Genomic DNA, 26,825 nt, shown 5'->3' with positions numbered 1-26,825 from the left:
GCTGCTTAGATTAAACTGCTGCCTCCGAGTCGAAAAGATGCCTTCGTGAGGTTGTGCAGATGGTAAAGTCAGATCCCTTCGGGTTCGATATGTCCGTGTCCAGCGCTAAGAAAAAGAAGCCGCGCGGGCGCCGAGGCATGTCGGGTGCGTCCGAAACTTCGGTACGAATCTGCGATCACGAGGGTTGCGAAGAGGCCGGCAAGTTCCGCGCGCCCAAGGCACCTGATGTTCTGGATGATTTTTTCTGGTTCTGCCAGCAACACGTGCGCGAATATAACCAGAAATGGAATTTCTTCGACGGCACCACCGAGGCCGAGTTGAACGCACAGCGCTCGAAGGACAAAGTGTGGGAGCGTGAGACCAAACCCATGGGTGACCCCGAAGCACGAGCATGGGCACGCCTGGGCATCGAGGACCCGCATCAGGTTCTGGGCGAAAACGCCACTAAGAACCCCGGCCGTGCCAACTCTGGCGGCCGCCGCCTGCCCCCCACCGAACGCCGCGCGATCGAGATTCTCGAAGCTCAGGACAGCTGGTCCAAGGCTGAAATCCGGAAGGCTTATAAGAAACTGATCAAGGTGCTACACCCTGACATGAATGGTGGTGACCGGTCGCAGGAAGAACAGTTGCAAGAGGTCGTCTGGGCTTGGGACCAGATCAAGGACAGCCGCAGCTTCAAGTAAGGTTATGCGGGAGCGGTTCGGCTTGGTACACGAATAATGCTTGTTTCGCGACATTTTCCGATTCCCCGATACATGCTGTTTGTAGGATCAATCCACTTGTAGAACGTCACCAAATCGGGTTTGGCGGCGTAGAGGTGCCCGAGATTGTGCTCGGCTGGGCATTCGGCGCCGCGTTTGCTTGCTTATCATGGATGGCACGAGCGAGGCACTCGCCGGATCGCAAAGCTCTATGCCGTGGCACCACACAATACATTCAGCTCCATAATAACCAGCCAGGTTCACCGGACGGCGACTTACGCTTTGGTTCAATCAAAAATCAAACGCCGTCTGAACCGGCGGGGAATATGGCTCGATCATTTCTTCGCCTTCGCTATCGCGCTTAATCGGTCTTACAGTGTGAAACTCGAAGCGGCCCTCGTAACCTGCTCCAAGCGATTTCTGAGCGTCCTGGGGTGTCGTTACCCCTGACAACCAGCTTTCAATCTCATCAGGCGTCAGGATGACCGGCATACGACTGTGAATATGGGCAATCTGCGGGCTTGGCTGACGGGTTAGAATCGAACAATTGTGACTTCCGTCTTGTGTTCGAACAAAACCAGCGAAGAACATGGTAGGTGCGTTGCGCTTGACGGTAACAAAGACCGGGCAATCATGGCCCTGGTCTTTTGGCCACTCATAGTACCCCAACGCCGGGATCAAGCAGCGGCCGTTGTCCCAGTAATCTTGCCAGAAACTTACATTTTCAATCTTCGCGTTTATGACGGGCTTCGCGCTACGCGGGTCCTTCAACTGCCAGCGTGCGGTTGTCAGTTCTGCGGTACCATTCGCCCACCGGATCATACCGATCTGATTGGTCGGGGAAACATTATAGCCACCTGTTGGCAACTGGTCGGGCAAATGAGGCGAAACTTTTCCGTAGAGAAAATTCTCGAGTATCGCCAACATCTCGCGCTGCGTCAGGTGACCGGCTGCAAACTTACCACACATGTCACGATGGTATTGGGTGGCGATAATCGGGGCAAGTGGGCAGCTTGCCCTCAAGCATTTTACAGATCACGAATCCAAAACTGCAATGGTTTTTGGTTTTCAAACTCCTCGCCCACATCCTTCCACGAGAACTGCGCTACCACCCCCGGTAACGGCGTGTATCCCCGCCCGCGCCAGAAGGTATCAAGCGGACGGTAATCGGCGGGTCGCATCGGGTGGTTATCGGGGCGCTGGACGCTGCAGAAGGTGCATTTGGTGAAGCCCAACGCACGCGCATGTTGCTCGCGCAGGTCAAAGAACTTATGCCCTACGCCTTGTCCTCGGTAGCGCGGCAACAACACGGACTCTGCGCAGTAGAAGATGTTTGAAAGGTCCAGATCCGTCTCTGCAAAGGCTGCGGCGAAGTCGTCAGCATGATCGATCAGGGGGGCCCCGGTCGAGGCACCGACCAACCTGTCGCTATCAAAGGCACCGACAACGATAGCCCTGTCACTGTCCCGATAGGATCGCAGGTATTCCCGTTCATAGGCCAAATCGCCATCATAGAGATATGGCCAAACCCGGAACACCTCGATCCGCAGGCGCGCCACATCGTCCAGCGCAGCCTCAAGTGCCGCTCCGGTCAAGGGGCGGACATCCGTGATCTCAGCCATTTGAAACCTGTTTGGTCCAGTCAGCAAGATTGTAGTAGGTCGTCACGCGAGTGATCTTGCCATCCCTGAGGTCAAAGAACGAACCCGCAGGCAGGCGATAGGTCTGGCCATGCGCCTCAGGCAACCCCTCATCGGTTTCCAGATAGGTGCCGTTGACGATAAACTCGGCGGCGGCGCGGGCGCCGTGCTCGGCCTCGAAGATCACGATATCGGTCAGGTTCTCGCGGTAGCAACGATTCATATGGGCGCAGAAGGTGGCAAATCTCTCTTTGCCGACGCGTATCTGACCTTCGTTCACATGATGGGCCACGTCATCGGAGAGGCAGGCCAACATGCCTTCCACATCACCCGCATTGAAGGCATCAAAATAGGTTTTTACAGTTGGGTTCATGTTCACTCCGTCGGTTCGCCCCAGCGGTCTTTCAGATGCGAAATGATCTGATCGCGGGTCTGTCGATAGTGACGTAGCTTTTCTTCGCGGGATTCGCCTAATCCGGTAGGGTCCATAATTGGCCAATAATCGACATCGAGGTGAAAAAACCGGGTCAGTTCCAGCGCCTTTCTCTGGCTGGCTGGCGATAGGGCCACAATCAGGTCAAACGAGCTGAGATCGTCGCCCCATTCCTCCATCTCGTCGAATGATCGCGAACGGTGGCGGGACAACTCGACTTCGATCTCCTGACAGACAGCTATGCAGAAGCCGTCGATATCAAGATCACCGTGGACACCCGCGGATTGCACATAGGTGCCAGTCCCATAAAATTTCTTCATGATGCCTTCGGCCATGGGGGACCGAACCGAATTGTGGTCGCAACAGAACAGAATGGACTGCGGCAGAGACGTCACCCGTCAGCCTCCGAAATGCAGCACGCAGATTAGCGTGAACAGGCGGCGGGCGGTGTCGGTGTCGATATCGGCTTTGCCTTCCAGCCGTTCCTGTAGCACGCGGCTACCTTCGTTGTGGATACCGCGCCGGGCCATATCGATGGTTTCGATTTGGCTGGGCGGCAGGTTCTTCACCGCGTTGAAATAGCTCTCGCAAATCTGGAAGTAGTCTTTGACCACTTGGCGGAACGGCCCCAGCGACAGATGAAACTCAGCCGCCTTCTCGCTCGCCTCGGTTTCAATGTCGAATACCAGACGTTTGTCACGGATTGACAGTTGCACGTGGTATGGCCCGTCCGGGGTTATCCGGTCGTCGCGTGAAGGAAGGGTGAACGAATTCTCTTCAAGCAGATCATAGATGGCGACCTTGCGCTCCTGCTCGATTTCGGGGGTCGGCGGGGGTAGGTTCCGGTCATCCAGTTCGATATGCGAGATACGGGTCATCTTAACAGTCACAATCCTTACGTCTGCACAGACCTATAACAACGGATTCCATTGGGCAACGCACAGAAGTGGCATCGCCCTCAAGTCATTGCGTCACATCAACCGTTCAACCGGTTCAGGCGTGCCGTAACCGATAATCCGTGCGCCTCAAGGCTTTCCGACTTCGCAAGCATTTCGGCCGCCGGACCGATGATGCGGAGAGCCTCGGGCGTCATTTGGCTGAGCGTGGTTCGTTTGAGGAAATCCATCACGCTGAGTCCTGACGAGAATCGTGCCGAACGTGCGGTTGGCAGCACATGATTAGGGCCGCCGACATAGTCGCCGATGGCTTCGGGCGTATACTGGCCGAGGAAGATGGCACCTGCGTGGATGGTTTTCTGGCTCAGAGTCTCTGGGTCGGACACGCAGAGTTCCAGATGCTCGGGGGCGATACGATTGGACAATGCGGCGGCCTCATTCAGATCACGCACGGTAATCACCGCGCCGAAATCACGCCAACTGGCACCTGCGATGGTACGGCGCTGAAGGGTCTCAAGGCGTTTCTCGACGGCTTGGGCAACGGCCTCACCGAAATCGGCGGCGTCAGTAATAAGAATCGATTGCGCGCTTTCGTCATGTTCGGCCTGGCTGAGCAGGTCCAAAGCGATCCAGTCGGGGTCGTTGTCCCTGTCGGCAATGACCAGAATTTCCGAGGGACCGGCGATCATATCGATGCCAACTTTGCCGAAAACGCGGCGTTTGGCAGCCGCAACAAAGGCATTGCCCGGCCCGGTGATCTTGTCGACCGGCGCAATAGTCTCGGTGCCATATGCCAGCGCGGCCACGGCCTGCGCACCTCCGATACGATAGATTTCATCCACACCCGACAGCTGCGCCGCCAGCAGGACCAACGGGTTCGCCTGACCGTCAGGTGTTGGAACGACGATCGCCAGCCGGCCCACGCCCGCCACTTTCGCGGGAATTGCGTTCATCAGAACCGATGAGGGGTATGACGCCAGTCCTCCCGGCACATAGAGCCCCGCAGCCGACACCGCGGACCAGCGCCAGCCGAGCGTCGCCCCGGCCTCATCAGTCCACCGATGGCCCTCGGGCATCTGTTTTTCGTGGTAGGCCCTGATGCGGTCAGCCGCCAGTTCCAGCGCTGCGCGATCCTCTGGCGTAACCCGCGCGACGGCTTCAGCGATCTCATCTGCAGAGAAGGCCATGGTCTCGGGTGTCAGCTCGAGACGGTCGAATTTCGCGGTCAGTTCAATCACCGCCGCGTCGCCTCGGGCGCGCACATCGTCGATGATCTGTGCCACGACCGCGTCCACATCGGGGCTGTCCTCGCGTTTTGCGGATAGCAGCGACTGAAAAGCGGGCTCGAAATCAGCTGCAGTCGTATCGAGGAAAACGGGCATGTAGGGTACTCCGAAGGCGTTTCAACGGGTCTTATCGCCGGGACCGCGTGGCCTCAACCCTTAGCCCACTGGATGCAGCGATTTGCGCATTGGATATTGCGGAATGCCGTTCCATTCGGTGGGGTCTCCAGCATCCTGCCAAACCTGCGCGACATAGAACCCATGTGCGGTTTTGGTCGCACGCAAATGCGCCTCTGTGCAACCTTGCGCGCGCAATTCATCCTGCAACCGATGCAGAAGAGTTGCGCCAATTCGTTGCCCAGAGTGATCTGGGTCGACATAGAGTAATGAAATCTCACCCTCTGCACGCAGTCCGCCAACCGCTACAACCTCCTCCCCTTTTGTCGCGACCCACAGAGAGGCTCCGGCATCGATCCAGTCTCGGATCGCAGCCGGATCCTTGTTGGCGGTCCATAGGGCAAGCTTCATGGGGTCATCCCGATGATCCGCCTGACACAGATCGCGGATCGAACGGGTCAGAGTCCGGCTTATACCGAACACATCAAAAACAGTTGCGGGTCGTAATCCTAGACCCTCAGATGGGTTCGAAAACGCCTGAGCGATGCCACGTTTATTGTTCACTCAGGGTGCTGCGGAGCCTGGCCCGAGGGCGCGATGTATGGGCGAGTAACGTCCTTGAGCGTAACGTCTATCACCTCGACCGACAGCCGTATCGCACCATCGCCAGCGAGCGTCAGCAACACCTGACCGGCGCCATCTTCTGCGGGCTCGAATTCAATCGACAACAGGGACAGGATCATATCCTTATCGCTGCGGTCGATACCTTGGCTGGCCACGGACAAAACGGAATCAAACACCAATACTGCCTGCACTCGTTCGAATGCGCGGCCTCGCCGGGCAGCGGCATCTTTGTCTTCCCACCGAAAGCGATTCAGCAACAAGGCAAAGCGACGCTCGGATGGGCGCCATGTCATCTCGGTGACCGGAAAAATCGCGTCCTGCGTCAGGGTCGCGATAACCTGCAGGTCATCGGCATCCTCGGCCCCAAGGTTCAGCGGTGCCTCACGGCCGTCTTTGAAACTCGCGTCTGTCATTGACCCTTAATCCGTTCGATCTTTGCGCCCACGCCTTCCAGCTTGCGCACCACATGTTCATATCCGCGATCCAGATGATAGACCCGGCTGACCACCGTTTCACCTTCCGCCGCCAATCCGGCAAGGATCAACGAGACCGAAGCCCGCAGATCGGTCGCCATCACCGGCGCGCCTTTCAAGCGCTCAACCCCGGTGACGGTGGCCGTGCCACCATGCACCTCAATATTCGCACCCATGCGCACCAATTCGGGGGCGTGCATGAAACGATTTTCAAAGATGCGTTCCTCAAGCACCGAAGTTCCCTCAGCTGTACACATCAGCGCCATCATCTGCGCCTGCAAGTCGGTTGGAAATCCGGGGAACGGTTCGGTAACAACATCAACCGAGCTTACGCGCCCGTTCTTGCGCGTCACTTTCAGGCCTTTGTCGGTCTCTGCCACACTGACCCCTGCCGCATCCAACTTGGCAGCAAAACTCTCAACCAGCCGCATACGGCCACCTAACAGCTCGACCTCGCCTCCGCAGATCGCAGGGGCCAGCATATAAGTGCCCAACTCGATCCGGTCGGTCACCACCTGATGGGTGGCACCGTGCAGCCGGTCGACACCTTGAATTTCGATGGTCGAACTACCCTCACCGGAAATTTGCGCGCCCATCTTGCGCAGGCATTCCACCAGATCGACAATCTCAGGCTCGCGCGCAGCGTTCTTAAGTACAGTCGTACCCTTAGCCAGCGTGGCAGCCATGACGATATTCTCAGTCGCACCAACCGAGGCAAATCGCATTTCGTGCACGGCACCTTTCAGACCACCGGGTGCCTTGGCGTGTAGATAGCCATCTTTCAACTCGATTTCGGCACCCAGCGCCTCTAACCCTTCGACATGCAAATCCATCGGGCGCGCGCCGATCGCGCAGCCACCGGGCAACGAGACAACTGCCTGCCCAAACCGCGCAAGCAAGGGTCCGAGCACCAGATTCGAAGCGCGCATCTTACGAACGATGTCATAATCAGCAACATGGCTGGTCAGGCTGTGGCTCGACATCGCAATCACCTGCCCATCCTGCAATGCGGACACTTCAGCCCCAAGAGATTGAAGCAATGCGGTCATTGTCTTGATGTCACTAAGGCGCGGCGCATTGGTCAGCGTCAGCGGTTCTTCGCTGAGCAACGTCGCAGGCATCAGCGTCAGGCACGCATTCTTCGCCCCTGCAATGGGAATCTGCCCACTCAGCGGGCCGTTGCCCGTCACCAGAATCGAATCCATCTGCTCTTATCCCTCGTCCTTGTCGGCCTTGTGCCCGGACGCTGCCCGCGCTTTCGCCTGTGCCTTACGCCGCGCCATATTCGCCTTCAGAGCCGCCTTCAAACGCTCCTCGCGCGTTTCCCCGGATTTGCCGTGTTTTTTGGGTGAATTTTTGTCTGCCATTGTCTTTCTCTACAGCAGTGGAAAAAAACCGTCCAGACACCCTTGCGCCGCGTTTAGTTTAAGTCTAATCACCCGCCCACAGCGCTGCTGTAGCTCAGAGGTAGAGCACTCCCTTGGTAAGGGAGAGGTCGAGAGTTCAATTCTCTCCAGCAGCACCATAAACTTTCCATCCATATCAATATCTTAAGCAAAAACAGGCCGCTAGCTGAGCTGCGTGCGCTATCTGTTGTGTTAGTTGTTGTGCTAGCGTCGGCTAACACAATACATCTCTTTGAGCACTGATTTCATGCCAGCTTACAAACTCCCAAAGGTCCCCGGAACGCAACAGCGCGGCACGACCTACCATTTCAACCTACCGATTCCGACGACCATCCGCGACCTGTACGACAATAAGGCAGCTTTTCGGGGCACAATGAAAACCTCCGATCCCAAGGAAGCTGAGGCCAAGGTTCGTTTTCAACGAACAATATTCGATCAGCAGCTTGAAGACCGCGCGCGTGAGGAAGACCGGGAAAGATTGTCCAAACTCCTAACGGATGATCAAAAGGCTGCACTGGACGCCATCGGTGGTACAGGCGAAATCCCGAGCCACATTGCCGAGCTTAGAAAGGTCGCTGCGTTTCTGACGGCGGGTGAAGGTGCGACAGGACATTTAGAGGACGAAGAAGACGCGGACCTCATGTCTGAAATCCAACACCGCGCAGAAATCGCCGCTAACGCGGCATATCGGCAAGCTCTGGTAGCAGAAATTCGCGGCACCAAGCGGATAGCAAACTCGCTCAAGATTGAAGTTCCGGAACCGATCAAAGGCACGGATGAAGGAGTCGTGGGCCTGAGCGACGTAGCCGAGCGCTTTCTTGATTCCAAAGACTACACGCCCCAAAACCGCGAAAAGGTTATGTATACGCTGCGTCGGTGGAATGAGCTTCACGGCGATATTCAACTAGATCAGATCAAGCGCGAGCATTTGAACCAGTTTGATGAAGCTCTGAAAAAGCTTCCCCCTGCGGTTGGTGAGCACCGGCGTCTAACGCTCCATCAGTCGATCAAGAAGGGCCGGAAAGACGGAAAAGCGCCCATCGGCCTAAAGAGTCGGGAAACCGCCCTTTTCCACATGAAGAGCCTGACCGCTTACGCGGTTGATAGGCTAGGCGTTCTGCCTGCCGACCCTTTCGCAGGATACACGACGGACAAGCCGAAGCAGCGAGCAAGTGAGCGGAAAGAAAAGTCTCGAACACCATTCACGCCTGAACAGGTTGGCAAGATCATCGATTATACGCGCTCAACCTTTGATCATTCCACCTTGGACCACTGGATTCCACTCATAGCCGCTTACACCGGCGCTAGGCAGGAAGAGCTAGGGCAACTTACCATTGATGACATTGTGCAGATCGGTAACCATTGGTGCATCCGCATCACCGATTTGGACCCGGATCAGAAGGTGAAAAATTACCATAGCCTTCGTACCGTTCCAGTACCTGATGCATTGGTTCAAGCCGGGTTTCTTGACTACGTAGCAAAGCGCCGCGAAGCGGGTGGGCGCATGCTGTGGTTGGAGAACTACACAGACAAGCGCAAGCAAACGAAGACGCAAGAGGTCAGCACCGACAAGCGGGGCCGGTTCATGACCAACTATGGGCACCGCTTCGCAAGAAAGGTTCGCAAGCCTCTCGAATTGACCGACGATGGAATGACATTCCACAGCCTGCGCCATAGCTGGGCCGATGCGGCCCGCCGCGCAAAGATTGACCCAGAAATTCGCCGTTTGATTGCGGGGCGGTTGGAGGATGCGGACCCGACCGAAGCGGAATACGGTGGTGATGATCTGCTTGCCGAAAAGCTGGAAGCACTGAACAAGGTGGCGAAGTTTGTGGCTCCTAGCCCGCGTTAGGCTGGTCGGCTAGACCCCGAACGAAGAAGGGCCGCTAACGCGGCCCAAATCCAATTCTATACTAAAGGCAGCGGTACATCTCTGCGTCTATGAGCATGTCACCTAAGAGGCTCGTCGCCCGTGTTTGAAGTAACACCAAGTTAGCGCCCCGTGATCCAGCTTGCCGTTTGATTTCGTTGATTGCCCTCGTCTGAGAATACTTGTTCGACCCAACTTGCGGGATAAGTCCAATCTCCTTCGCATTCTCACAGTTTGGCGTGTCGGCAAATGACACCTTGACCTGATCTGGCGCTACTGCCGGGTAACTGATGGGCTGCAGCGCCCGCATCACAGCGGCGGAAGTAGCCTTGATCAGGTATTGGCCCGGACAAGTATCGTACGACCTAAGGGAAAACCTAGCTCATACAGGCTCGGACGTCTCTACAGTATTTGAATCCGCCTTCAACTCAGTCCGCATCCATTTTCGAGCTGCATTGAGGCTTTGACGGTAGTCGTCAGCCGCCACGCTCAAAGACTCTGGCGAAGTGGCCCGGTCGAGGTCATCGACAGACCAATCTTCCGCTAGTCTCTTGCTGATAGCGTAGCACGTTGCTTTTCCAACCCTAAAGGCAGTGAACCGCTGCGCAGCTTGCAACACCAACTTGCGAAGCATCTCAGCTTCCACCTGTCCCGAGAACGACAACTCAAGCTCCGAGGCCATTCTGTCGACTGCAGAATACTTGCCATTAACGAATAGTGTTTGAGCGTCCTTATAGAACTTTCCAGCGCGCCCTTTGATGCCTTTAGCTTCAATTTCTTCGGGCTTTACCAAGATTTCTATCTGGGGCACTCGTTCTAGTGCTTTGGTTTCTTTAGACAGCTTGGCTCCATCTGGAGCCCTTCGCACACGACGCGGAATGGCACGTTTGGATCGTTCGTTGATGCGATCAAATATGCCGTCGACATCGTCGTCCACACCCTCCGTTTCCGCAGGCTCAGTTTCATCTGTACCTTGATCAAACAGATCGACACGGTCCGGCAACGCCTTTGAAGGCGAGAATGCGACTGTCGGAACTTTGAATTCATCCAGCAACTTCTGAAGGTCCTTTTGGAGGTCATCAAGGTTGTCATCGCTCGGTGGATGCGCATCTTTGATAACTTCCTTCACCCACTGCGGCATAAGCTCCCTCACTTGTGCAGCGAAGTGTTCAATCGTTAAGGCGGAACGATCACTAGGCGAAGTAAGGCCATCTCGGTACTGGTTGGGAAGTGCCATTTCTTCAGGCAACATGATCTCTACTGTCAGCACTGTCGAACCAAACGGAATTCCAAAGTTTGGAGCGGCGGCAGACCAACGCTTTTTGTTTTTTAAGTCATAGCGTTCACCTTTGTGAACCAACGCACAAAAGGTCGTTGACTGCGTTGCTGGGTTCTTCAAAGAGCTTAACGTGTGCCCGTGGTTGAGATGCTTCGGATCATGCACGTAGTGAACGATCACACCTGTCTCTGGGCAAGTCACCTGCTCAGCGTGTGGCAAAGATGGGATCACGGACGCGAGTGGTTTCAGGGAGCGAAACCTACCTTCTTCGTTCTTCCCCCCGCCTTTCGTCATGGCAGTATTGATGAACACTTCAACACCCGGCCGGAATTCGGCAAACCTCTGAAAAATCTGAGTTGTGACGTAGCTTCGATCTACCGCGACATCTCTTCCTATCGGGCGCTCAACGGTGTCGTGTTCGCGATCCTCGCCAAGCAGGACAACCTCGGTCCAGTCGATGTTTTTCGGCATTCCCTCTGAGGTCGCAGCCCAAGTAACGTCATACACAGTGTCCTCTTTTCCATCGTCGAACTGCACCGGAAATCTTACATATGTCTTCAGTTCATCATCGTAACCAATAGTGACTTCATGGATCACTCCATCTTTGCAAGACCGATATCGTATGCCCTCAGGATTTATGGTTAACCCTGAAACCTTCGCTCCGATACCAAAGTTCTCGTCCAGCGCCAGTTGCTTGTTTATTGATGACGACAGGTTGGTTGCTACGCGCAAGTCACTCTCACTCATCCCCGGCCCCGTATTCCAGAAAGTGAGTTTTCGGACACCCTCGATATTCGTTGGGTAGACTCGGACTGTTCTTTCGCCTTCTGGAGCCAAGGCGGCGTTCTCTTGAGCGTTCATAAAGAATTCCCGCACGAGAGTATGGGTTGGTGCTTGCTCAATTAGACGGTTGATTAAGAAACGGTCGTTATCAATTTGAAGTGGCTCGGCACTCATACTGGTATCCTAAAGCTTAAAAGTGTCGGAATCGCTGGAAGAGGATGGGTTGAATTTTCTTTCAAGTTCGCTGGTAGCCTCTCGAAGGGCTTTGATTATCTTCTTCACGTCTTTTTCGTCGTAGTCATAGGCCCTCTTGTTTGAGAGGTTCCCGATCTTCCGTATTGCATCCAACGCGGTACGCGTCCTTCCCTCTGCAAGTTTTACAAATTTTTCACGCTTTTCAGACATGAATGCCTCACGATTCCCAATAATGAATCAAACATGTGTACTGAATTTCATTATGTCAATAAGTATTTATTGGTGTATATTATTGTGAAATTCATAAGAATATTCTGATTTTTGCGGCGTATTGTCATCAGATTACGCTCTTTTGGACGCAGGGTACCCACCAAAACTCGCCCCGCTCAACGCGCGCACGCGGCTCGTCGTGCCCCCTGCTTTGACCCCGAGACGAACTTAATGATTATCGGCCATAAATGGCTGTTGCATCGCTTTGCATTGGGAAAGTGGATGGACAAATCGCAATCCATACGCGCGAAATGTCAGCCGCTGAGAATGTAGAGAGAGTTGCCACAAGGACAATCCCATCGAGCACGTGCATTGTTTAAATGGTGGTGGATGCGACCCAGCAAACCGACAGAACCGTTCATCCGGATCGGGCAGTGCTCGAACGTTGACTATGCAACACTTTTTCAATGAAATTGGAAATTTTTTGAAACCGCTCTGCAAACCAAACAGGGGGGGCCTTGGCTACTGGTGGGTCCCCTGCCTTGGGCAACCTCGGAAGCAAATATGAGCGCGGTTGCATTAACAAATTGGGAAAGTTGCTCTGGCGCTTAGGCGCAGCATTTCTATGTGCTGACCTTGGTCTGACGCCAGAAGCTGGCATCGACCATGCGGCCTATATTCAAAGCTGGCTCAAAGTCCTTAAGAGTGACAAGCGCGCGATATTCGCAGCAGCGGCGCATGCACAAAAAGCAGCTGACTACCTGAACGGCTTCCAAACATCCGAGACCAAAGAAGGAGTCGCCACGTAAGCGGCGGCTCCCCGCAAGGAGGAGGCAAAGACATGGAACAGCACATCATCACATGGCGTAGTGTCGAAATCGAAATCACCTTCACGCCCGAGAAATTCGGCATGGTTGACCACATCGAACTTCATACCAAGAACAAAGAGAAACTCCCCGTTACTGAGACAGGCTATCGGTCGCACTTCTTGGAAAAAGGAACAGTCGCCGAGCATGGCGGCGCGGTAGCTTTTGTCACCGCATGGCTTGACCATGAGGCCGAACGCACGCGCTGGAGCAACGCGCAGATGACCTTGTTCTGAGACACGAAAAATTTCGGCTGGCCAGTCGGCCAGCCGGTAGAGATTTATGGCGTTGGCTTTCGGGCAGCCAACTCGTTTTCGATAGCATGCATGGACGCAAGGGCATCACGCTGTTCTTGAGAACCACGCGGCGCAGTTGAAAAAGCAATGAAGGCTTTCTTGCGCAATCCGAATAGTTCTGCGGTACCAAGTGTTGCCGCTTCAAATCGTGAGACGAGTTTCATCGTATCCTCCTCTTGTTCAAGGAGGCCCCGAACCGCTCAGGGCCTTTCGGCCCCGCACATCATCATTGGCCCTCAACAAGGCTCTGATGGATCGGGTGTCTTTCTCGACATGAGGAAAGGATGCACTCAAAACGCTTCGAGCAATTGAAGCTGCATCAAGTACAGACAATTGGAACGGAATGGATATCCCGCAGGAAGTTAAATGGCAGCTATTCTCCTCCGTCGCGTGCGGTCTATTCAGCGCGAAATCGACTTCATGGGCTGTCGCAATCGGACGAGTGAGGCGATGGCATCTGTGATCAGCGCGTAAGGGCTCAGGCGTCTGTGTTCTACATCATGCTTAACTTGCTTCTCACTGTTCTGGGAAGGCTTGCACTAGTTCACCCAAGAATCCCTGACCGAATGCGGCATCAGATTTCAATGGACGGCCCGCACCACCTGGCTATGCCAGCCGTGTTGTCCATGAACTCCGAGCCTTGGCCTTCGGCCTGACGGGAGGGCGTTAGCAAGCCAACCCGAACAAAGGAGAAGACATCATGGCACGCGAAAAGAACACCAAAACCCAAGCCCTAAACGCCCCCGACTACCTAGCCTGGCACGTCACCGAAAAAGGCGACAAATCCTACTGGAACAAAGTCGGCGCAGCATGGTCGCACAAGGACGACAAAGGCTTCACGCTGCAGTTGGAAACCTGCCCGATCAATGGCCGCATCGTTCTACGCCTTCCACGCGAAGATGCTCCCGAAACGATCACCGAGAGGCGCGCATAGGCGCCCTCTTACCTTCCTAGTTGGCTTTCAGGGCCGCCAGGGCTTAGAAGGTTAACACAACAGACTCAGGCAACTATTTTTCCGTTCTTGACGTGTAGCGAGCGCCGATGCGAACATGAATGTATATTGCTTTGGTTGATAGATGATATCGATGCGAAAGAAGTAAACTGGTGGAAGTTGGTACGCTTGATATTGCCATAATTTGTGGTGCAATTGTAGCTGTTGGATATGGCTTGGACAAGCTGCTGCTAGATCGTCAAAAGAACTGGCTCAAAAGCAAACTTACAGAGTATTGGGTTTACGTAGAAGACCTGAAAGTCTCCGATCTACCTGGTGACATTGCCGGACAACTTGTACGCACAGTTCGTAAGATTCTTGCACCAGGTGAATTATCAAAAATTTCCGTTATTTTGAGGATTTCGCTTGGAAGTTTTGTTTTGACACTATCGTGCTTACTGCTTCCGTATTTTATACATTTTTTTGCAGTTGAGTACTTCTTCGAAGATTTAATTCATCGAGAGATATCGAAAAACCCGCCTAGTGGTGAAGAAGAGATTGCGGTGCTAGTTGGCGGGAATACTTGGGAGATAATTTACTATCAATTACGCGCACTAAAACTTTATTTGCTCCTTCCATTGAACGCACTTTTTGATGTTGCTTCGGTCTTTATAACATACAAGCTTGCCAAGAAGTTTATAGAGTCTCGCGCTATATTTAGGAGAGTAGCCATAGTAACCTTAGATATGCTGGCTGCATTTTCGCTAGCCTTTGCATGTTACCTGTTGTGTCTGTTTGTGATTTTTGATGTCTGGAACCTACTAGCCCTTGATCCATTCGAAGGATTCAGAAAATCCATAGGGATAAGTCCAGTTTGGACTGCCATTGACAGAAATACCGGCGCACCAATGAGCTTTGAGGAAGGTGTAGAGCAAGACTTAGTAATAGCCGCCTTGTTTTCCGTCCAAACTATCGGAAGTATTCTATTCTATTCTGCAACCGCATTAATCCCAACGACAATATATTGGATTATGCTCGTTATTGGTTGTTTATCAGTCGTCGTATTGCGAACTATACGACGTCTAGCACTTCAAATCATGGCGCTCTCAATTGAAACAGAGAAGTCAATCTTCTTCTACACTTCCGCTACAGTCGCGGTAATTGTTGCTGGCGTAAAGCTTTTCCATAGTATCTTAGGTATATATTGAACACGCTGTAGGCCTTTATGCGGTGCTCAATTGGATCAGTCTTTTCAGGTCTGCGAGCACTGCTTCGACTAAAAATCGCGACTAAGCCGAACTGTAGGGCGCCGTTGTTCAATTTCGCTCTTTCGCCGTTGAAGCTCTTGATCGTAATCTGAAGCGGTGTAGTTCGCAACATCTGCGCGCAGCTGCATAAGCGTTTCGCTCGAACGCGCGCGGTGACGCTTGATATCGTACTGAAGGGCTTCTCGCTCTTTTAGCTGTTTGAAAATCAAGGTGTCCTTCTCGGCACGGTCGCGCTGCCACGCTTCAATCGTCTCTCGTTCGTTCTTTTCTCTGGTTTGACGATACTGACCTGTCAGGCGGTGCCAGATACCGGAAAAGCCACGTGGCATTCGCCGTGCTCTTTGGTTGGTTTCTGCCAACCAGCGTTTTTCGTGAGCGTCCCACAGCCTGCTTCGCTCTTCTTTATGACGCGCTAGCAACTCACCTTTGCGGAAGTCGAGCATCGCCATGCGTTGCTTGGCCTCTGCTTCGACTTCTCTGATGAACCCTTCGAGTCTAGGTGAAAGTCGTCGCGAGATTTCTGCTTTGACTTCATCGACGGAAGGCAAAGCGCGGCGATCTCCAAGGCGTGCTTCGAGCTCCTTTGTCTTCACCCCGGCGTAACGTGAAAGCGAATAAACTTCCCCGCGATAGTCGAGCGCGACATAGCCGCGCCGATCACCGCGTGCGAGCCAGAAGCCCCGTTCGTTGAGGGCACTCTCGAACGAAGCACGACTATCCGAAGCCTCCCAGCTTTGCTTAAAGACAGCCTTTATCTCACGCGGATCAACGCCCGCACGCTTGGCTTGCTGCCATTCTTCGCGCGTGCAGTTCTCTGGGTCACGCAATGACCAATCCTGCAACCCACGCGGCATGTCCCAGCCATGCTCAAGAAAGAGCTCACGCGAGACATCCTTTAGCTTCGACTTGAAGTGCGGAAGGTTAATGGCCCGCATCTGTTCTGTATCGATGCGTGACCAGACGACATGCGCATGGCGTCTGCCGTCTTTTTCATGAAAGACGATGGCGCGCGGCTGATCGTCCAGCCCGAGCTTCTTCTCGATCAGGTCTGCCGTCTTGTCGAATACTTCCGTTTCAACGTGAGCACCCTCGGGCGGATTCAGGCTCATCGAGAACAGATAGTTTTTGCAACGTGTCCCGCGAGCAATGGCATCGGCTTCTTGGAAGGCTTCGATCAAGTCATCGCTCGTGAAGCCCGCAACCTGGTGCAGTTCGACATGTTCATTGTCACGAGTTGCCAAGAGGTATCGCGCAAGCTGGCCAGCATCACCACGTTCTTTGGCCTTCAGGATCATGGCGATGCTCCCGGCAATTTGCCGAGCGCACGCAGCAGGTCGGCACGCAAGGCTTTGACCTCCTGACAGGCTTCGACGAGATCGGCTTCGGTTTCTGGTGTCACTGGCAGCGAGCCCGTGTTAACAGCCTTGGCAAGCTGGTTCAGGTTGTTTGAAAGGCGTGACCCACCCAGAGCACCAAGGACGCGTCCCAAAGCTTCCGCGTCTTTGACTGGGCTGTTCCCTGGCTTCTGTCGAGGCGTGACTTCATCACCAAACAAGCGTTCACGAATATGCACGGCAAGCGAGTTTCTACCGCGTTTGGCATCCAGTCTGGCGCGTTCTTCGAACGTAAACCGAATGGAAAACGGCGTTGGATACTTCGGCGCGTCGGCCTCAGCCTCGGGCTTTCGCCCGCCTATGTCATTGAATTTATGGCGTAAGGTGCTCATCGTCGCACCTCAGACTCGGCGAGTCTAATTGTGCGAGTTGGCGCTCCCAGTCTTCCAGGGCTTCAAACAGCGCGCTGAGTTCATTCTCTGAAAGGGAATTGAACCGGGGGTTCAATCTTTCTCCCTCCGGGCGCACCATATCCCTTAAAAATTCGCCTAATTATCAATATATTACATTTTTGACTTTATTCTCAGTCCACCCCTTGGCCCACCTTTTGAAAATACCATTCTCAACTTCGTTGTTTGCTATCCGAAAAATCGGCGCGAATACCAACCGTCGTATACGAAATTGGTTTTCTCGAAGCCTTGCGACACTACCACCTCTTAATTGGCGGGGCTTAACTGATAGAAAAGTAAGCTGATTCTTGGAGCCCTACACTTCAAGCTGAAGGACCTTTCTTTAGTTTTCACGTTCGTCGGAAACCTAAGCATTCCGAAAAATATATACAGGTGGTGCTTTATTGAGCGTCCAAAATCAGAGCTTCATTTAAACCGCTGCAATTTCTCCAACACCGATTATTCACTTGAATCGCTACAGTGATTGAGTTGCACAACAAAAGGATCGGGTTGCGGGCAAAAGGAACGCGAAGTTGGGCGAGACAGAAGAACCGGCAAAACTATCTGGTTGCCGCTTTCGGACTAAGCGATCCTTACATAGTTGCGGGATCGACGCCGATAACGTGGTTCATTGGAGCGTTAAGCCAACACCTCGACAACCCAGTCTCACTGGGCACAAGTACCCCGAACCAACTGAGCCGAAACCCCAAGAAACTCGTTTCCCAACCTTGACCAGCGAATAGGGCGATCGCGAATGTTAGTGGCCAATCGGATGGTAAACTCTTCATCAATTTCTTTCTCTTATTATATATATATGTCTTGATGGGTGTACCTTCGTGTAAACCAGCCTTGTCCCGCGCATACTGTTCGAAGATGAATGCCATTTCGATCTGATTTGGGCTGTTGATAAACTGCCCAAATTCCACACCAGTTTCTTGCGCGGGAATGACCGGCGGCATGACCTACCATGCTATCAGGGGATCAGATGCTGCCGGCGAGCCAGGCAGCCATTTTCCTGTCTGCGTATCTTCCGGTTACGTGGCGTAGCTTAAGTGCGTGATTCGATGCAGAGGGGGTAGTCGGAGATGGGCGGTGCCAAATACCGAAATGATGCCGGGCGACCGCATCGCGACCGCCCGGCACAACAGCTTATTCAGCCGGTGCAGCGTGCTTTTGCCGCAATCCGTCGCGATACAGCGCCTTGGCAAGCGCCACGCACATCAGCCCCATCACCATCGTAAAGGGCAATGCGCCGATGATCATCGCGTTTCGCAACGCGTCCATCGGGTTGTTCTCACCCGCAGCCAGAATCAGCGCACCGATCACAGCCGTCAGGATCAGACCCCAGATGATCTTGTGCTTGTTGCCGATATTCTGATCGCCACCCGACATGATGGTGTTCATCACCAGAATGCCCGAGTCCGCCGATGTGACCAGGAACGTCATGATCAATACGACGCACATCACGGTGATGCCGGACAGCAACCCGCCCGAAATCATCTCTTGCAGGGTTACAAACAGCTTGGCGGTGTTCGATGCACCGATGATGGCGCCTTCGGCCGTGCCGTTCAATTCCAGATCGATCGCGGTGCCACCCAGAATGGTCATCCATGCAAAGCAGACCAGCGCTGGTGCGAATACACAGCCAATGATGAACTCACGAACCGAACGCCCTTTGGATATGCGCGCCAGAAACAGGCCCACGAAGGGCGAGAACGCGATCCACCAGGCCCAGTAGAACGTGGTCCATCCTGCCTGCCAACCAAACTGACGACCGGGGTCACCAGCGGCATAGACCGAAGCGAGAACGGATTCAGGCAGGGCTGCGGCGTCGCCTTCAAGTCCTGATTTGAACCCGTCAAACGAACCCCAGGGGTTGGTTGCACCGCTGTACAGGGCATCGGCAAATGGGGCAGCTTCGCTTGGCAACGCTGCATCAAATGCTGCCGCTGACTGCGGGTTGAACGCGCCAAAGCTGAGCGAGATGAAATGCAGGATGTAGTCGATGAACGCCGTTGCATAGGTGGTCATTGCAAACAGGAACGACCCGAATACGACGAAGACCAGCAGCAGGATCAGAGACAACACCAGATTTAGGTTAGACAGATACTTAACGCCACGACCAACGCCCGATACAGCCGATACGATCGACAGGCCCATGATGACGATCAGACCCGCCAACAGACCTACTGTACTTGGCGTCGGCACTTCTCCGTTCAGATCCATGATCCATCCCATACCGGTGATGGCATAGAGACCGTCGATAAACTGTGAAACGCCAAAACCGATCGTTACCGAGACACCCAGGATTGTTGCAACAACACCCAGAACGTCCACGACGTGGCCAAGAAAACCGTTCATCAGCTTGCCGAACAAAGGTGTCAGCGCAGTGCGGATCGTTAGCGGCATGTTGCGCGTGTAGGCATAGTAGGCCAGCGACAAGCCCGTCACGACATAGATCGCCCAGGCATGAAACCCGTAGTGCAGGAAGGTATAACGATACCCGGACTGCAGTGCCTCTTCGGTATTACCAACTACCCGTTCGGCGATCACAACCGGGTTTGACCCCCAAAGGCCCAGAGGCTCAGCGGTGGCAAATACCATCAGACCGACGCCCAGACCGGCGCCGAACATCATAGAAAACCACGAGAAATCCGAAAATTCCGGTTTTTCACCTTCCGGCCCCATGAGTCGTTTACCAGTTTGCGGCAGCGCAGCCACAACAAACAGGAAAAAGGCAAAGAAGCCGACGATGATGATATAGAAGGCGTTAAAGTCTTCCAGCAGGCGAGAGTTCAGGCTGCCAAGAACACCGTTTGCATTAGCGGGCCAGACCAATGCCCAGATCACCAGCGCGACCATGATTGACTTGCTGAGCAAGGCAATTTCGACGCTGTGGCCTTCGTAAAACCCACCTGAAGATCGCTTGATCTCCAGATCGGTAAAAGGGTCCTTCATAGACATGTGATTCCTCCCTGTTCGCACGTGTCCCGATTTCCAGGTCATTCTCTTCTGGCACCCCGGATTTGCGCCACAAAGCCCTAAGTCAGCAGAGCCTCAATTTTGCTAAGTGTCGCTACGTTCACCGCAACACCATCAGATTTAGCTGCCAGTCGCTTTGCCCGGCGGCCATCTCCGGGCAAATGTGCGCCCTCTTGCGACCGGATCGCTTCGACAAGATCGACAATTCCTGTTGAAAATGCGTCATTCGCCGTCGCATTTGCGTCAATCGCAATAAAGAACTGCCCCGTCTTCGGCGGACCACCGGCCGTGCCAGAAAACGGAGAGGCGTGGATCCCCAAAGTCGCGCCGGTCAGAGCAGCAGCCAGAACTTCGGTCAGCAGCGCGATGCCAACACCTTTATAACCACCCGACGGCGCCATCGAACCCTTGAGGCCCACATTCGGATCAGTGGTTGGATTTCCTTCATCGTCCAGTGCCCAACCAACAGGGATCGGCCTGCCTTCACGCGCGTGTTTCATGACTTCGCTTTTGGCGATGGTGCTGGCGCTCTGGTCAATCAATAGGGCGGGCTGGCCGTCCGTGCCCGGAGCGGCGATTGAAAACGGATTGGTGCCGACCACCGGCTTGGCCCCGCCGGAGGGCGCAATTGAGGCCGGAGCGTTGGTGAAACCCAAACCAACCAGGCCGGCCTGCGCCAGACGATAAGTGTGATATCCAAGAACGCCGCAGTTATAGCTGTTTCTGATCGCCAGCGCCGCAATCCCCTGCGCGCGGGCAGCGGGGATCAAGGCGTCGAACCCGGCTTCAATGGCGGAATGCGCAAATCCGGTGGCAGCATCGACTGTAACGACGCCAGGGCGTGGCTGCGCCAGAACCGGCTGTGCAAGCCCATCAACCTTGCTGCATTGAACATGCTCACAGTAGATCGGGATATAGGCCAGACCATGGCTGGCGACCCCGTCAGCCTCGGTTGCCGCGGTCGCAACCGCTAAAGGACGCGCGTTTTCTTCGCTCGTCCCCGCAGCCACCAGCGCGCGAAAGGATAGGTCTTCAATTTCAGCGAGTGAGAGGGTGCGGGTTTCAATCATGTCTGTCTCTTTTCAGTCATTGTCAGAAAGCCCGGCCCCTGCGCCGAGCAAACGGGATTCTTCAGTCGCAGGAGCATAGGTAAGATGGGCAAAACGGTTGAGTATTGTCCATGCCGCCGGATCAGGCGTTGCACGCGTCTGTCGTGAACACGGCTCGATCAGTAGGTCGCTGAATGCTACCTCGACATGATCCGCGCGAACCGGGCAGTCGTTTCTCAGCATCAAACTCGCACCATCCGTCAAAGCCTTGAAATCGCCCGCCGTGACTGAAACCACCGCGTTGTGCATGCGCGCAGCATAGGCCGCAAATGGCAGTAGCATCATTGGCGAAGCAACCTGTCTGATCCGGATCGGGCCCGCCAACAGCATGTGCGCACAGTCGGAAAGTAGAGCACCGACCATCAGTGGGCATAGGTCTTTGCGACCAACCCAGTCTCCGTCCAGCCCTGCGGGAACATGATCTTCCAGTGACCCGGCAAACTCGCCTTCCAGCACGCGTGACAATTCGACCGTTCCGTCCAGCCCCTGCGCACAGAGCCATCGCGTCGCTTTTGCGGCCTCTTCAGAGATGCCCCAGGCATAGCCCGCACCCCGCGTTGCACGCTTGGCCGTGGCTTCGATTTCATTAAGGGAAAAACTCATTGGGCGCGCTCCGGATACACCCACAAATCCGCGTTCTCCGGACTCAGTTCCTCGGGGTAAGGTGCCCCCGAATACATGCAAATACGCACCCAACGATCCGAGCGCGGGTCGAAATGCGTGGCACCAAAGAACGACAATTTGGCGCGCAACATGTCAATCGGCAGAACCTCCGCACTGATCGTATTGTCGCTGATTTCGCCATATGGTGCCAGACGGCTCATCTGCGCACGACGTACGGCGTGGCGGTGTTCTGGGTGGCGCAGCAGGAATTCGGCGATCGGACTTTCGCCCGACCAGTCCGCCAAAGCCTTATCGGCAAGCGCGGAATCACGTGCCGGAGCAAGAGGTTGCTCATACTCCTCTATCGGTTCTTCAAACCGTTCCCCCAAACGAGGCTCAAGCTTTTCTTCCGACACATACCAGGCGCGCGCGCAGTGTTCAGGCGCCGACCAGTCAAGATCGAGCGCCCAGCCAAAACTGGAGCGGATCAGGTCGCGCACCTGTGCGACTGGCATCGCGCCGTCAATTGTAAAGGCCGCGCTATTACCATCCGCCATGCAGCTGGCCAGCCCGTCCACCAAATCGCCATATGGTTCAAGGATTAAAGAAGCCAGCAACTCTTGCCCTTCTTCGCTAAGCGCGGTCCGGGACCACAGGATCAGGCGATCCCAGGGCTGATTTTCCGTCAGATCGGTCTGATCGAGATGCGCGGCTATCGCGCCCAGATCGGCATTCAGTGCGGTGAGTTTTTCGATCTGGATCGGGTGTTCGGACCGCCACCACGAGATCGACAATTTACTGCGCTCGAAAATCTCGCGGAACATGGCCACTTCGGCGTCTGTTGCGGCATCAAGGGACCGAACGCGCGCGATGGCCTCTTCGCGGACCATGATCCAGTTATTGAACAGGATTGGGTGATTGACGATGAAGGGTGCCATGCCCAATCCGGTCGAGTTGCCGATCCCCAGCCAGCGGGCGATATCGGGGGCAAGCTGCGCGGTCTGCGTACCACCCTTTGCATTTGCCATATGCTGCACCAGATCACGGACGAATATTCGCGTCAGATATACCGACAGCATCTCGGCCTGAAACGGGCCGCTGACCTCGGGGCGGTCTGCGATCTTTTCCCGATCCGCCGCGCCGAACTTGCCCGATCCGTAAACCGCAGTTGTACGCATCAGATAGCCAACCTTGTAGATCTGCGCGAGATCCGGTTGCTGGCCCGCAGCCAGCTGGTCGACCACATGAGCCCACAACCGAACAGAACGGTTGGCACGCGACAGCGACAACTCGTTTTCACTGACACGCCCGGCCTCTTGCAGTGGTACGTTCCGAGACAAACGTTGGATATCGTCCTTGGTGGGAACGCCATCAAACAAGGTGAAGGTGGCATCCCAGGCCTCGGCGATCACACGGTCCGAGCGTTGCTCGGGCGGCAGGTCATGGGCGAATGCGACCAGTGAATAAGTGCGATCGGGTCCATGTGCGGAATAGACCGCGTGGCCAACCCCGTTGTCATCGATATCGAATACGGGGCGGCTAAAAACCCACTGCTCGGCCGCCATGCGACGGGTGAGCTGGCGCATAAAACTGAGCCGACATTGATGAAGCGAGCCCAGACGCGAAAGGCGCATCACCGTAGCGGGATCGCGGCGTTCGATATTTGGGTTCACGGTATTCATGGTTTACAAGGTCCAAAGTTCTCTGCAAAGAACCGATACCAGTTGCCGCCCATGATTCCGGCGACTTCCTCGGCATTCATGCCAACGGCACGCAATCCAGATTCGATATTGCCAAAATCCCGATTGTCGCGGAACCAGTTTGGCATCGGCGGGAACCCGGCGTTAGAAGCCGAGCCTTCGCCATAGTCGATCTCTTTTGTCCAGCGCCCAACCCGCATCCATTCGACCACGCTATCGGGTTGGTCCTGACACAGGTCGGTACCAATCCCCAGATGCTGAGCCCCGTACTTGTCAGCGGTGCGGGCGATCATCTCGCAAAAGCTTTCCAATGTGCAGTCGGACTTGTCTCTCAGGTGATGAGGATAGACCGAAAAGCCCAGCATCCCACCTTTTTCCGTCACCGCCCGGATCACGTCATCCCGCTTGTTGCGAAGCGCTGGAGACCATTCATGGGGGTTTGCGTGGGTGATCGCGATGGGACGCTCGGACAGTTCTGCCGCTTCGATGGTCGAACGGTCCGCCGAATGGCTCATATCAACCACCAACCCCACACGGTTCATCTCTTTGATCACCTGCTTGCCCATGCGGGTGATGCCGGTGTCTTCGGCCTCATAACACCCAGTCGCCAGAAGGGACTGGTTGTTATAGGTCAATTGCATGAACCGCGCGCCCAGATCGTGCAGGATTTCGACCAGCCCGATATCGTCTTCGATGGGGCTGGGGTTCTGGAAACCGAAGAACACTGCCGTCCGCCCGGTTTCGCGGGCTGTGTCGATATCGCTGGCCCAGCGGCCTTTCATGATCAGGTCCGGATATTGCTCGAACCAACGATTCCACTTTTCAAAGTTCAGAACGGTTTCGCGAAAGTTTTCATGATAGGCGATGGTGACGTGGATCGCGTCCACGCCTCCTTCACGCAGTTGCCGGAAGATCTTCTCCGACCAGTTGGCATATTGCAGGCCATCGATCAGCATCAGACAGGGCCTGCGCTGATATAGGCGGTTTTGACGGTGGTGTAGAACTCCGCCGCTGCCTTGCCTTGTTCACGCGGACCGTAAGAACTGTCACCCCGCCCACCGAAAGGCACATGGTAATCGGTGCCTGCGGTGGGCAGGTTGACAGTAACAACACCCGTGCGGGCATTGCGGCGGAAGTGAGTGGCACGTGCCAGAGATTTAGTAACGATGCCCGAAGTTAGACCGAAATTGGTGTCATTGACCACGCTCAGCGCCTCGTCATAGCTGCTGACCTTGATGACGCTGGTCAAAGGCGCGAACATTTCCTCGCGGTTGATACGCATGTCATTATTGGTGTTCAGGAACACGCCCGGCGACATGTAGAAGCCATCGTGCGGCATCTCAAGGCGCTGACCACCGCAGACCAGTTCCGCGCCTTCGGATTTGCCCAGATCAACATAAGCGAGGTTCTCGCCCAGTTGTTGTTGGCTGACGACGGGGCCCATCTGAACGCCCTCTTCTAGTGCATGGCCGACCTTCATCGCCTGCGCGCCTGCAACCAGTTTCTCGACAAAGGCATCGTGAATGCCTGCATGAACCACCAGCCGCGACGAGGCTGTGCATTTCTGACCGGTGCCACCAAACGCGCCGCCCAATGCCAGCGAAACCGCCAGATCCAGATCGGCATCATCCATGACCGCCAGTGCGTTCTTGGACCCCATTTCCATTTGAACCTTCGTCAGATTCTGTATGGCCGCTGCGGCGATGCCTTTGCCCACCGGGACCGATCCAGTGAACGAGATTGCATTGACCTTGGGGCTTTCAACAAGACGCTGCCCGATTGAGCGCCCTGACCCCATAACGAGGCTGAACAATCCTTTGGGAATATCCTGACGCTCGATGATCTCGGTCAAGGCCACTGCCGAGGCCGGGGTGATGTTGGCAGGCTTCCAGACGACAGCGTTGCCATAGCACAGCGCCGGTGCGATCTTCCACGAGGCCGTCGCAGTTGGGAAGTTCCACGGGCTGATGATCGCAACAACGCCAACCGCTTCGCGACGCACATCCACCTCGATATCAGGGCGCACAGAATCTGCGTTCTCACCGATCTGACGCAGACATTCTGCAGCGTAGTAGGTGAAGAACTGACCGGCGCGATAAACTTCGCCCTTGCCTTCGGCCAGTGGTTTGCCCTCTTCCCGGCTGAGCAGCGTGCCCAGTTCCTCAGCGCGCGCCATCAATTCATTGCCGATTGCGTTAAGAACTGCTTGCTTGCGCTCCAGCCCGTAGGCGGCCCATTCCGCCTGCGCCACGCGTGCCTGATCCAATGTCGCCTCAAGCTGGTCGCCGCTGGCCTGCGCGAACATGCCGACCAGATCGGTCAGATCAGAAGGGTTCCGGTTTTCAATTTCGCTTTCGCCTGCCAGCCATTCGCCAGCGATTAGGTTCAGTTTGGTCACAATGCGCCCCAGAGTCAGAATTCGTTTGTCACAGGATGGATTTTCGGGGGCGCATCAGTCAAACTCAAATAACTTAAACAAACTTCAAGGAAGCTGAAGGTTGGCTATCAAAATCGAAATGTTGCGTTGCTTTTGCACCGTCGCGCAGACCGGCAATCTGGTCGAGGCAGCCGATCGCCTTGGCCGAACGCAATCAGCCATCTCAATGACGCTGAAACAGCTCGAAGACCATCTGGGTAAGAAACTGTTTGAAGGCGAGCGAAAAAACCAGCTATCGCCGCTGGGTGAGCAGGTGTTCGAACTTGCCCTGAAGCAGATTCGCCAATTTGACCAGGCAGTCCAGAACATCGATGCTGCGGCACAGGCTCAACAGGGTCTGATCCGGATCGTATCCGTCCCTTCGGTCGGGGCGTTGATATTTCCGCCCCTGCTGGAATACATGACCAGCCAATTCCCAGGTGTTAAGATCGAACTGCGTGACTCGGATACGCAACAGGTGCTCGACGCGATTGCGCAGGATCAGGCCGATATCGGCATTGCATCGGGATATCATCCATTGAATGGTGTTCGCGCTCTTCCACTATTTCAGGATCCATTTGGACTTGTCGCCGCCTCAGATCATGACCTGATCACAAGTGCAAAACCGCTGAGCATCGCTGATATCCCAACCGCGCCATTTGTGCGAAATAGGCTTTGCGATCTCATTCAATCGCCAGCGTTCCTGTCAGCCACCGAAAATGCCGCGATCACAATCCACAATACACATTCACTGATCACTCTGGTTCGATCCGGTAATTGGATCACTGTTTTGCCCCAAACCGTGGCGGAATTCCTGCCAGAGGCGGTCGCTTTCCGCCCTATCGTGGATCTTGACGACAAGAGGCAGGTTTATCTGTATGTCCGCGAACGGTCGCGGTTTCAGAACCTGACCGAACAGTGCAGCACTTTCATATTGTCATGCGATTTCGCCAAGAAATAG

General features: G+C 54.9%; 28 protein-coding genes, 1 tRNA gene and 1 pseudogene. 8 read left to right on the top strand and 22 right to left on the bottom strand.

Going from position 1 to position 26,825, the window contains the following annotated elements; genetic code table 11:
• The first annotated feature begins 59 nt into the window (after positions 1–59).
• A complete protein-coding gene (locus tag ACR0DU_RS13325; RefSeq protein ID WP_010441101.1) occupies positions 60–683 on the top strand; it encodes a DnaJ domain-containing protein in 624 nt (207 codons plus the stop codon).
• 2 nt (positions 684–685) lie between these two features.
• Here ACR0DU_RS13325 and ACR0DU_RS13320 read toward each other — a convergent pair.
• The 11 genes and pseudogenes from ACR0DU_RS13320 to ACR0DU_RS13270 form a co-directional block, all read right to left on the bottom strand.
• Positions 686–799: pseudogene (locus ACR0DU_RS13320) on the bottom strand (hypothetical protein); the annotation flags it as partial.
• A 193-nt stretch (positions 800–992) separates the two neighbouring features.
• A complete protein-coding gene (locus tag ACR0DU_RS13315) occupies positions 993–1,670 on the bottom strand; it encodes an SOS response-associated peptidase (protein ID WP_480875203.1) in 678 nt (225 codons plus the stop codon).
• A 59-nt stretch (positions 1,671–1,729) separates the two neighbouring features.
• Entirely contained in the window at positions 1,730–2,323 is a 594-nt protein-coding gene (locus ACR0DU_RS13310; RefSeq protein ID WP_480875200.1) for a GNAT family N-acetyltransferase, read from the bottom strand.
• Positions 2,316–2,714 (bottom strand): ketosteroid isomerase-related protein, encoded by a 399-nt coding sequence (locus ACR0DU_RS13305; protein WP_480875197.1) that lies wholly within the window; start codon positions 2,712–2,714, stop codon positions 2,316–2,318. The genes ACR0DU_RS13310 and ACR0DU_RS13305 overlap by 8 nt, the downstream gene beginning before the upstream one ends.
• Before the next feature lie 2 nt (positions 2,715–2,716).
• Positions 2,717–3,169, bottom strand: coding sequence for an arsenate-mycothiol transferase ArsC (locus ACR0DU_RS13300; protein ID WP_010441093.1), 453 nt, complete (start codon positions 3,167–3,169; stop codon positions 2,717–2,719).
• 3 nt (positions 3,170–3,172) lie between these two features.
• Positions 3,173–3,652, bottom strand: coding sequence for a UPF0262 family protein (locus ACR0DU_RS13295; protein ID WP_319545322.1), 480 nt, complete (start codon positions 3,650–3,652; stop codon positions 3,173–3,175).
• Between the two features lie 98 nt (positions 3,653–3,750).
• Positions 3,751–5,052, bottom strand: coding sequence for a histidinol dehydrogenase (gene hisD, locus ACR0DU_RS13290; RefSeq protein ID WP_480875194.1), 1,302 nt, complete (start codon positions 5,050–5,052; stop codon positions 3,751–3,753).
• Between the two features lie 60 nt (positions 5,053–5,112).
• A complete protein-coding gene (locus ACR0DU_RS13285) occupies positions 5,113–5,634 on the bottom strand; it encodes a GNAT family N-acetyltransferase (protein WP_480875192.1) in 522 nt (173 codons plus the stop codon).
• On the bottom strand, positions 5,631–6,107 hold the full coding sequence (locus ACR0DU_RS13280; protein ID WP_480875189.1) for a DUF2948 family protein: 477 nt from the start codon (positions 6,105–6,107) through the stop codon (positions 5,631–5,633). Before ACR0DU_RS13280 ends, ACR0DU_RS13285 begins: the two co-directional genes overlap by 4 nt.
• Positions 6,104–7,372 (bottom strand): UDP-N-acetylglucosamine 1-carboxyvinyltransferase, encoded by a 1,269-nt coding sequence (gene murA, locus ACR0DU_RS13275; protein ID WP_170780747.1) that lies wholly within the window; start codon positions 7,370–7,372, stop codon positions 6,104–6,106. The genes ACR0DU_RS13280 and murA overlap by 4 nt, the downstream gene beginning before the upstream one ends.
• Before the next feature lie 6 nt (positions 7,373–7,378).
• Complete coding sequence (locus ACR0DU_RS13270) at positions 7,379–7,534, bottom strand: hypothetical protein (protein WP_480875187.1); 156 nt, start codon at positions 7,532–7,534, stop codon at positions 7,379–7,381.
• Positions 7,535–7,617: 83 nt separating this feature from the next.
• Between ACR0DU_RS13270 and ACR0DU_RS13265 the strand changes: the two genes are divergently transcribed.
• Positions 7,618–7,692: transfer RNA gene (locus ACR0DU_RS13265), tRNA-Thr, on the top strand.
• Positions 7,693–7,820: 128 nt separating this feature from the next.
• Entirely contained in the window at positions 7,821–9,425 is a 1,605-nt protein-coding gene (locus ACR0DU_RS13260) for a tyrosine-type recombinase/integrase (protein ID WP_480875186.1), read from the top strand.
• A 400-nt stretch (positions 9,426–9,825) separates the two neighbouring features.
• Here the strand turns inward: ACR0DU_RS13260 and ACR0DU_RS13255 are convergent, their stop codons facing one another.
• Positions 9,826–11,679 (bottom strand): hypothetical protein, encoded by a 1,854-nt coding sequence (locus ACR0DU_RS13255; RefSeq protein ID WP_480875184.1) that lies wholly within the window; start codon positions 11,677–11,679, stop codon positions 9,826–9,828.
• Positions 11,680–11,688: 9 nt separating this feature from the next.
• Complete coding sequence (locus ACR0DU_RS13250; RefSeq protein ID WP_170534732.1) at positions 11,689–11,910, bottom strand: hypothetical protein; 222 nt, start codon at positions 11,908–11,910, stop codon at positions 11,689–11,691.
• 542 nt (positions 11,911–12,452) lie between these two features.
• Here ACR0DU_RS13250 and ACR0DU_RS13245 point away from each other — a divergent pair.
• Together ACR0DU_RS13245 and ACR0DU_RS13240 are read left to right on the top strand one after the other, a co-directional pair.
• On the top strand, positions 12,453–12,719 hold the full coding sequence (locus tag ACR0DU_RS13245) for a zincin-like metallopeptidase domain-containing protein (protein WP_480875181.1): 267 nt from the start codon (positions 12,453–12,455) through the stop codon (positions 12,717–12,719).
• A 32-nt stretch (positions 12,720–12,751) separates the two neighbouring features.
• Entirely contained in the window at positions 12,752–13,012 is a 261-nt protein-coding gene (locus ACR0DU_RS13240; protein WP_480875178.1) for a hypothetical protein, read from the top strand.
• Positions 13,013–13,056: 44 nt separating this feature from the next.
• Here ACR0DU_RS13240 and ACR0DU_RS13235 read toward each other — a convergent pair whose 3' ends face one another.
• The gene (locus ACR0DU_RS13235) at positions 13,057–13,236 is read right to left on the bottom strand and encodes a hypothetical protein (protein ID WP_480875176.1); all 180 of its coding nucleotides are present in this window, start codon (positions 13,234–13,236) and stop codon (positions 13,057–13,059) included.
• Between the two features lie 536 nt (positions 13,237–13,772).
• Between ACR0DU_RS13235 and ACR0DU_RS13230 the strand changes: the two genes are divergently transcribed.
• Both ACR0DU_RS13230 and ACR0DU_RS13225 read left to right on the top strand, forming a co-directional pair.
• A complete protein-coding gene (locus tag ACR0DU_RS13230; protein ID WP_480875173.1) occupies positions 13,773–14,006 on the top strand; it encodes a hypothetical protein in 234 nt (77 codons plus the stop codon).
• 170 nt (positions 14,007–14,176) lie between these two features.
• Positions 14,177–15,211 carry a hypothetical protein gene (locus ACR0DU_RS13225; RefSeq protein WP_480875171.1) on the top strand — a complete coding sequence of 345 codons (1,035 nt, stop codon included), beginning with the start codon at positions 14,177–14,179 and terminating at the stop codon, positions 15,209–15,211.
• Positions 15,212–15,279: 68 nt separating this feature from the next.
• Here ACR0DU_RS13225 and ACR0DU_RS13220 read toward each other — a convergent pair whose 3' ends face one another.
• The 8 genes from ACR0DU_RS13220 to ACR0DU_RS13185 all read right to left on the bottom strand — a co-directional run bounded on the left by ACR0DU_RS13220 (position 15,280) and on the right by ACR0DU_RS13185 (position 25,846).
• Entirely contained in the window at positions 15,280–16,566 is a 1,287-nt protein-coding gene (locus ACR0DU_RS13220) for a relaxase/mobilization nuclease domain-containing protein (RefSeq protein WP_480875168.1), read from the bottom strand.
• The gene (gene mobC / locus ACR0DU_RS13215) at positions 16,563–16,997 is read right to left on the bottom strand and encodes a plasmid mobilization relaxosome protein MobC (RefSeq protein WP_480875166.1); all 435 of its coding nucleotides are present in this window, start codon (positions 16,995–16,997) and stop codon (positions 16,563–16,565) included. The genes ACR0DU_RS13220 and mobC overlap by 4 nt, the downstream gene beginning before the upstream one ends.
• A gap of 1,206 nt (positions 16,998–18,203) precedes the next feature.
• Entirely contained in the window at positions 18,204–20,018 is a 1,815-nt protein-coding gene (locus tag ACR0DU_RS13210; RefSeq protein WP_480875163.1) for a BCCT family transporter, read from the bottom strand.
• Between the two features lie 77 nt (positions 20,019–20,095).
• The gene (locus ACR0DU_RS13205; RefSeq protein WP_480875161.1) at positions 20,096–21,106 is read right to left on the bottom strand and encodes an Ldh family oxidoreductase; all 1,011 of its coding nucleotides are present in this window, start codon (positions 21,104–21,106) and stop codon (positions 20,096–20,098) included.
• Positions 21,107–21,118: 12 nt separating this feature from the next.
• Positions 21,119–21,748 carry a DUF3726 domain-containing protein gene (locus ACR0DU_RS13200; RefSeq protein ID WP_480875159.1) on the bottom strand — a complete coding sequence of 210 codons (630 nt, stop codon included), beginning with the start codon at positions 21,746–21,748 and terminating at the stop codon, positions 21,119–21,121.
• Positions 21,745–23,430: a hypothetical protein gene (locus tag ACR0DU_RS13195; RefSeq protein ID WP_480875157.1), complete on the bottom strand. Its 1,686-nt coding sequence runs from the start codon at positions 23,428–23,430 to the stop codon at positions 21,745–21,747. Before ACR0DU_RS13195 ends, ACR0DU_RS13200 begins: the two co-directional genes overlap by 4 nt.
• Positions 23,427–24,404, bottom strand: a complete 978-nt coding sequence (locus ACR0DU_RS13190) for a membrane dipeptidase (protein WP_260023193.1) — start codon at positions 24,402–24,404, stop codon at positions 23,427–23,429. Before ACR0DU_RS13190 ends, ACR0DU_RS13195 begins: the two co-directional genes overlap by 4 nt.
• Positions 24,404–25,846 carry an aldehyde dehydrogenase family protein gene (locus ACR0DU_RS13185; RefSeq protein ID WP_480875154.1) on the bottom strand — a complete coding sequence of 481 codons (1,443 nt, stop codon included), beginning with the start codon at positions 25,844–25,846 and terminating at the stop codon, positions 24,404–24,406. The genes ACR0DU_RS13190 and ACR0DU_RS13185 overlap by 1 nt, the downstream gene beginning before the upstream one ends.
• A gap of 100 nt (positions 25,847–25,946) precedes the next feature.
• Here ACR0DU_RS13185 and ACR0DU_RS13180 point away from each other — a divergent pair, with 100 nt between their 5' ends.
• Positions 25,947–26,825 (top strand): LysR family transcriptional regulator, encoded by an 879-nt coding sequence (locus tag ACR0DU_RS13180; protein WP_480654210.1) that lies wholly within the window; start codon positions 25,947–25,949, stop codon positions 26,823–26,825.

This window comes from Ruegeria sp. G2 (assembly GCF_056533505.1).
Note: the sequence above shows the minus strand (reverse complement) of the source record. Positions and strands in the feature narration are given on the sequence as shown.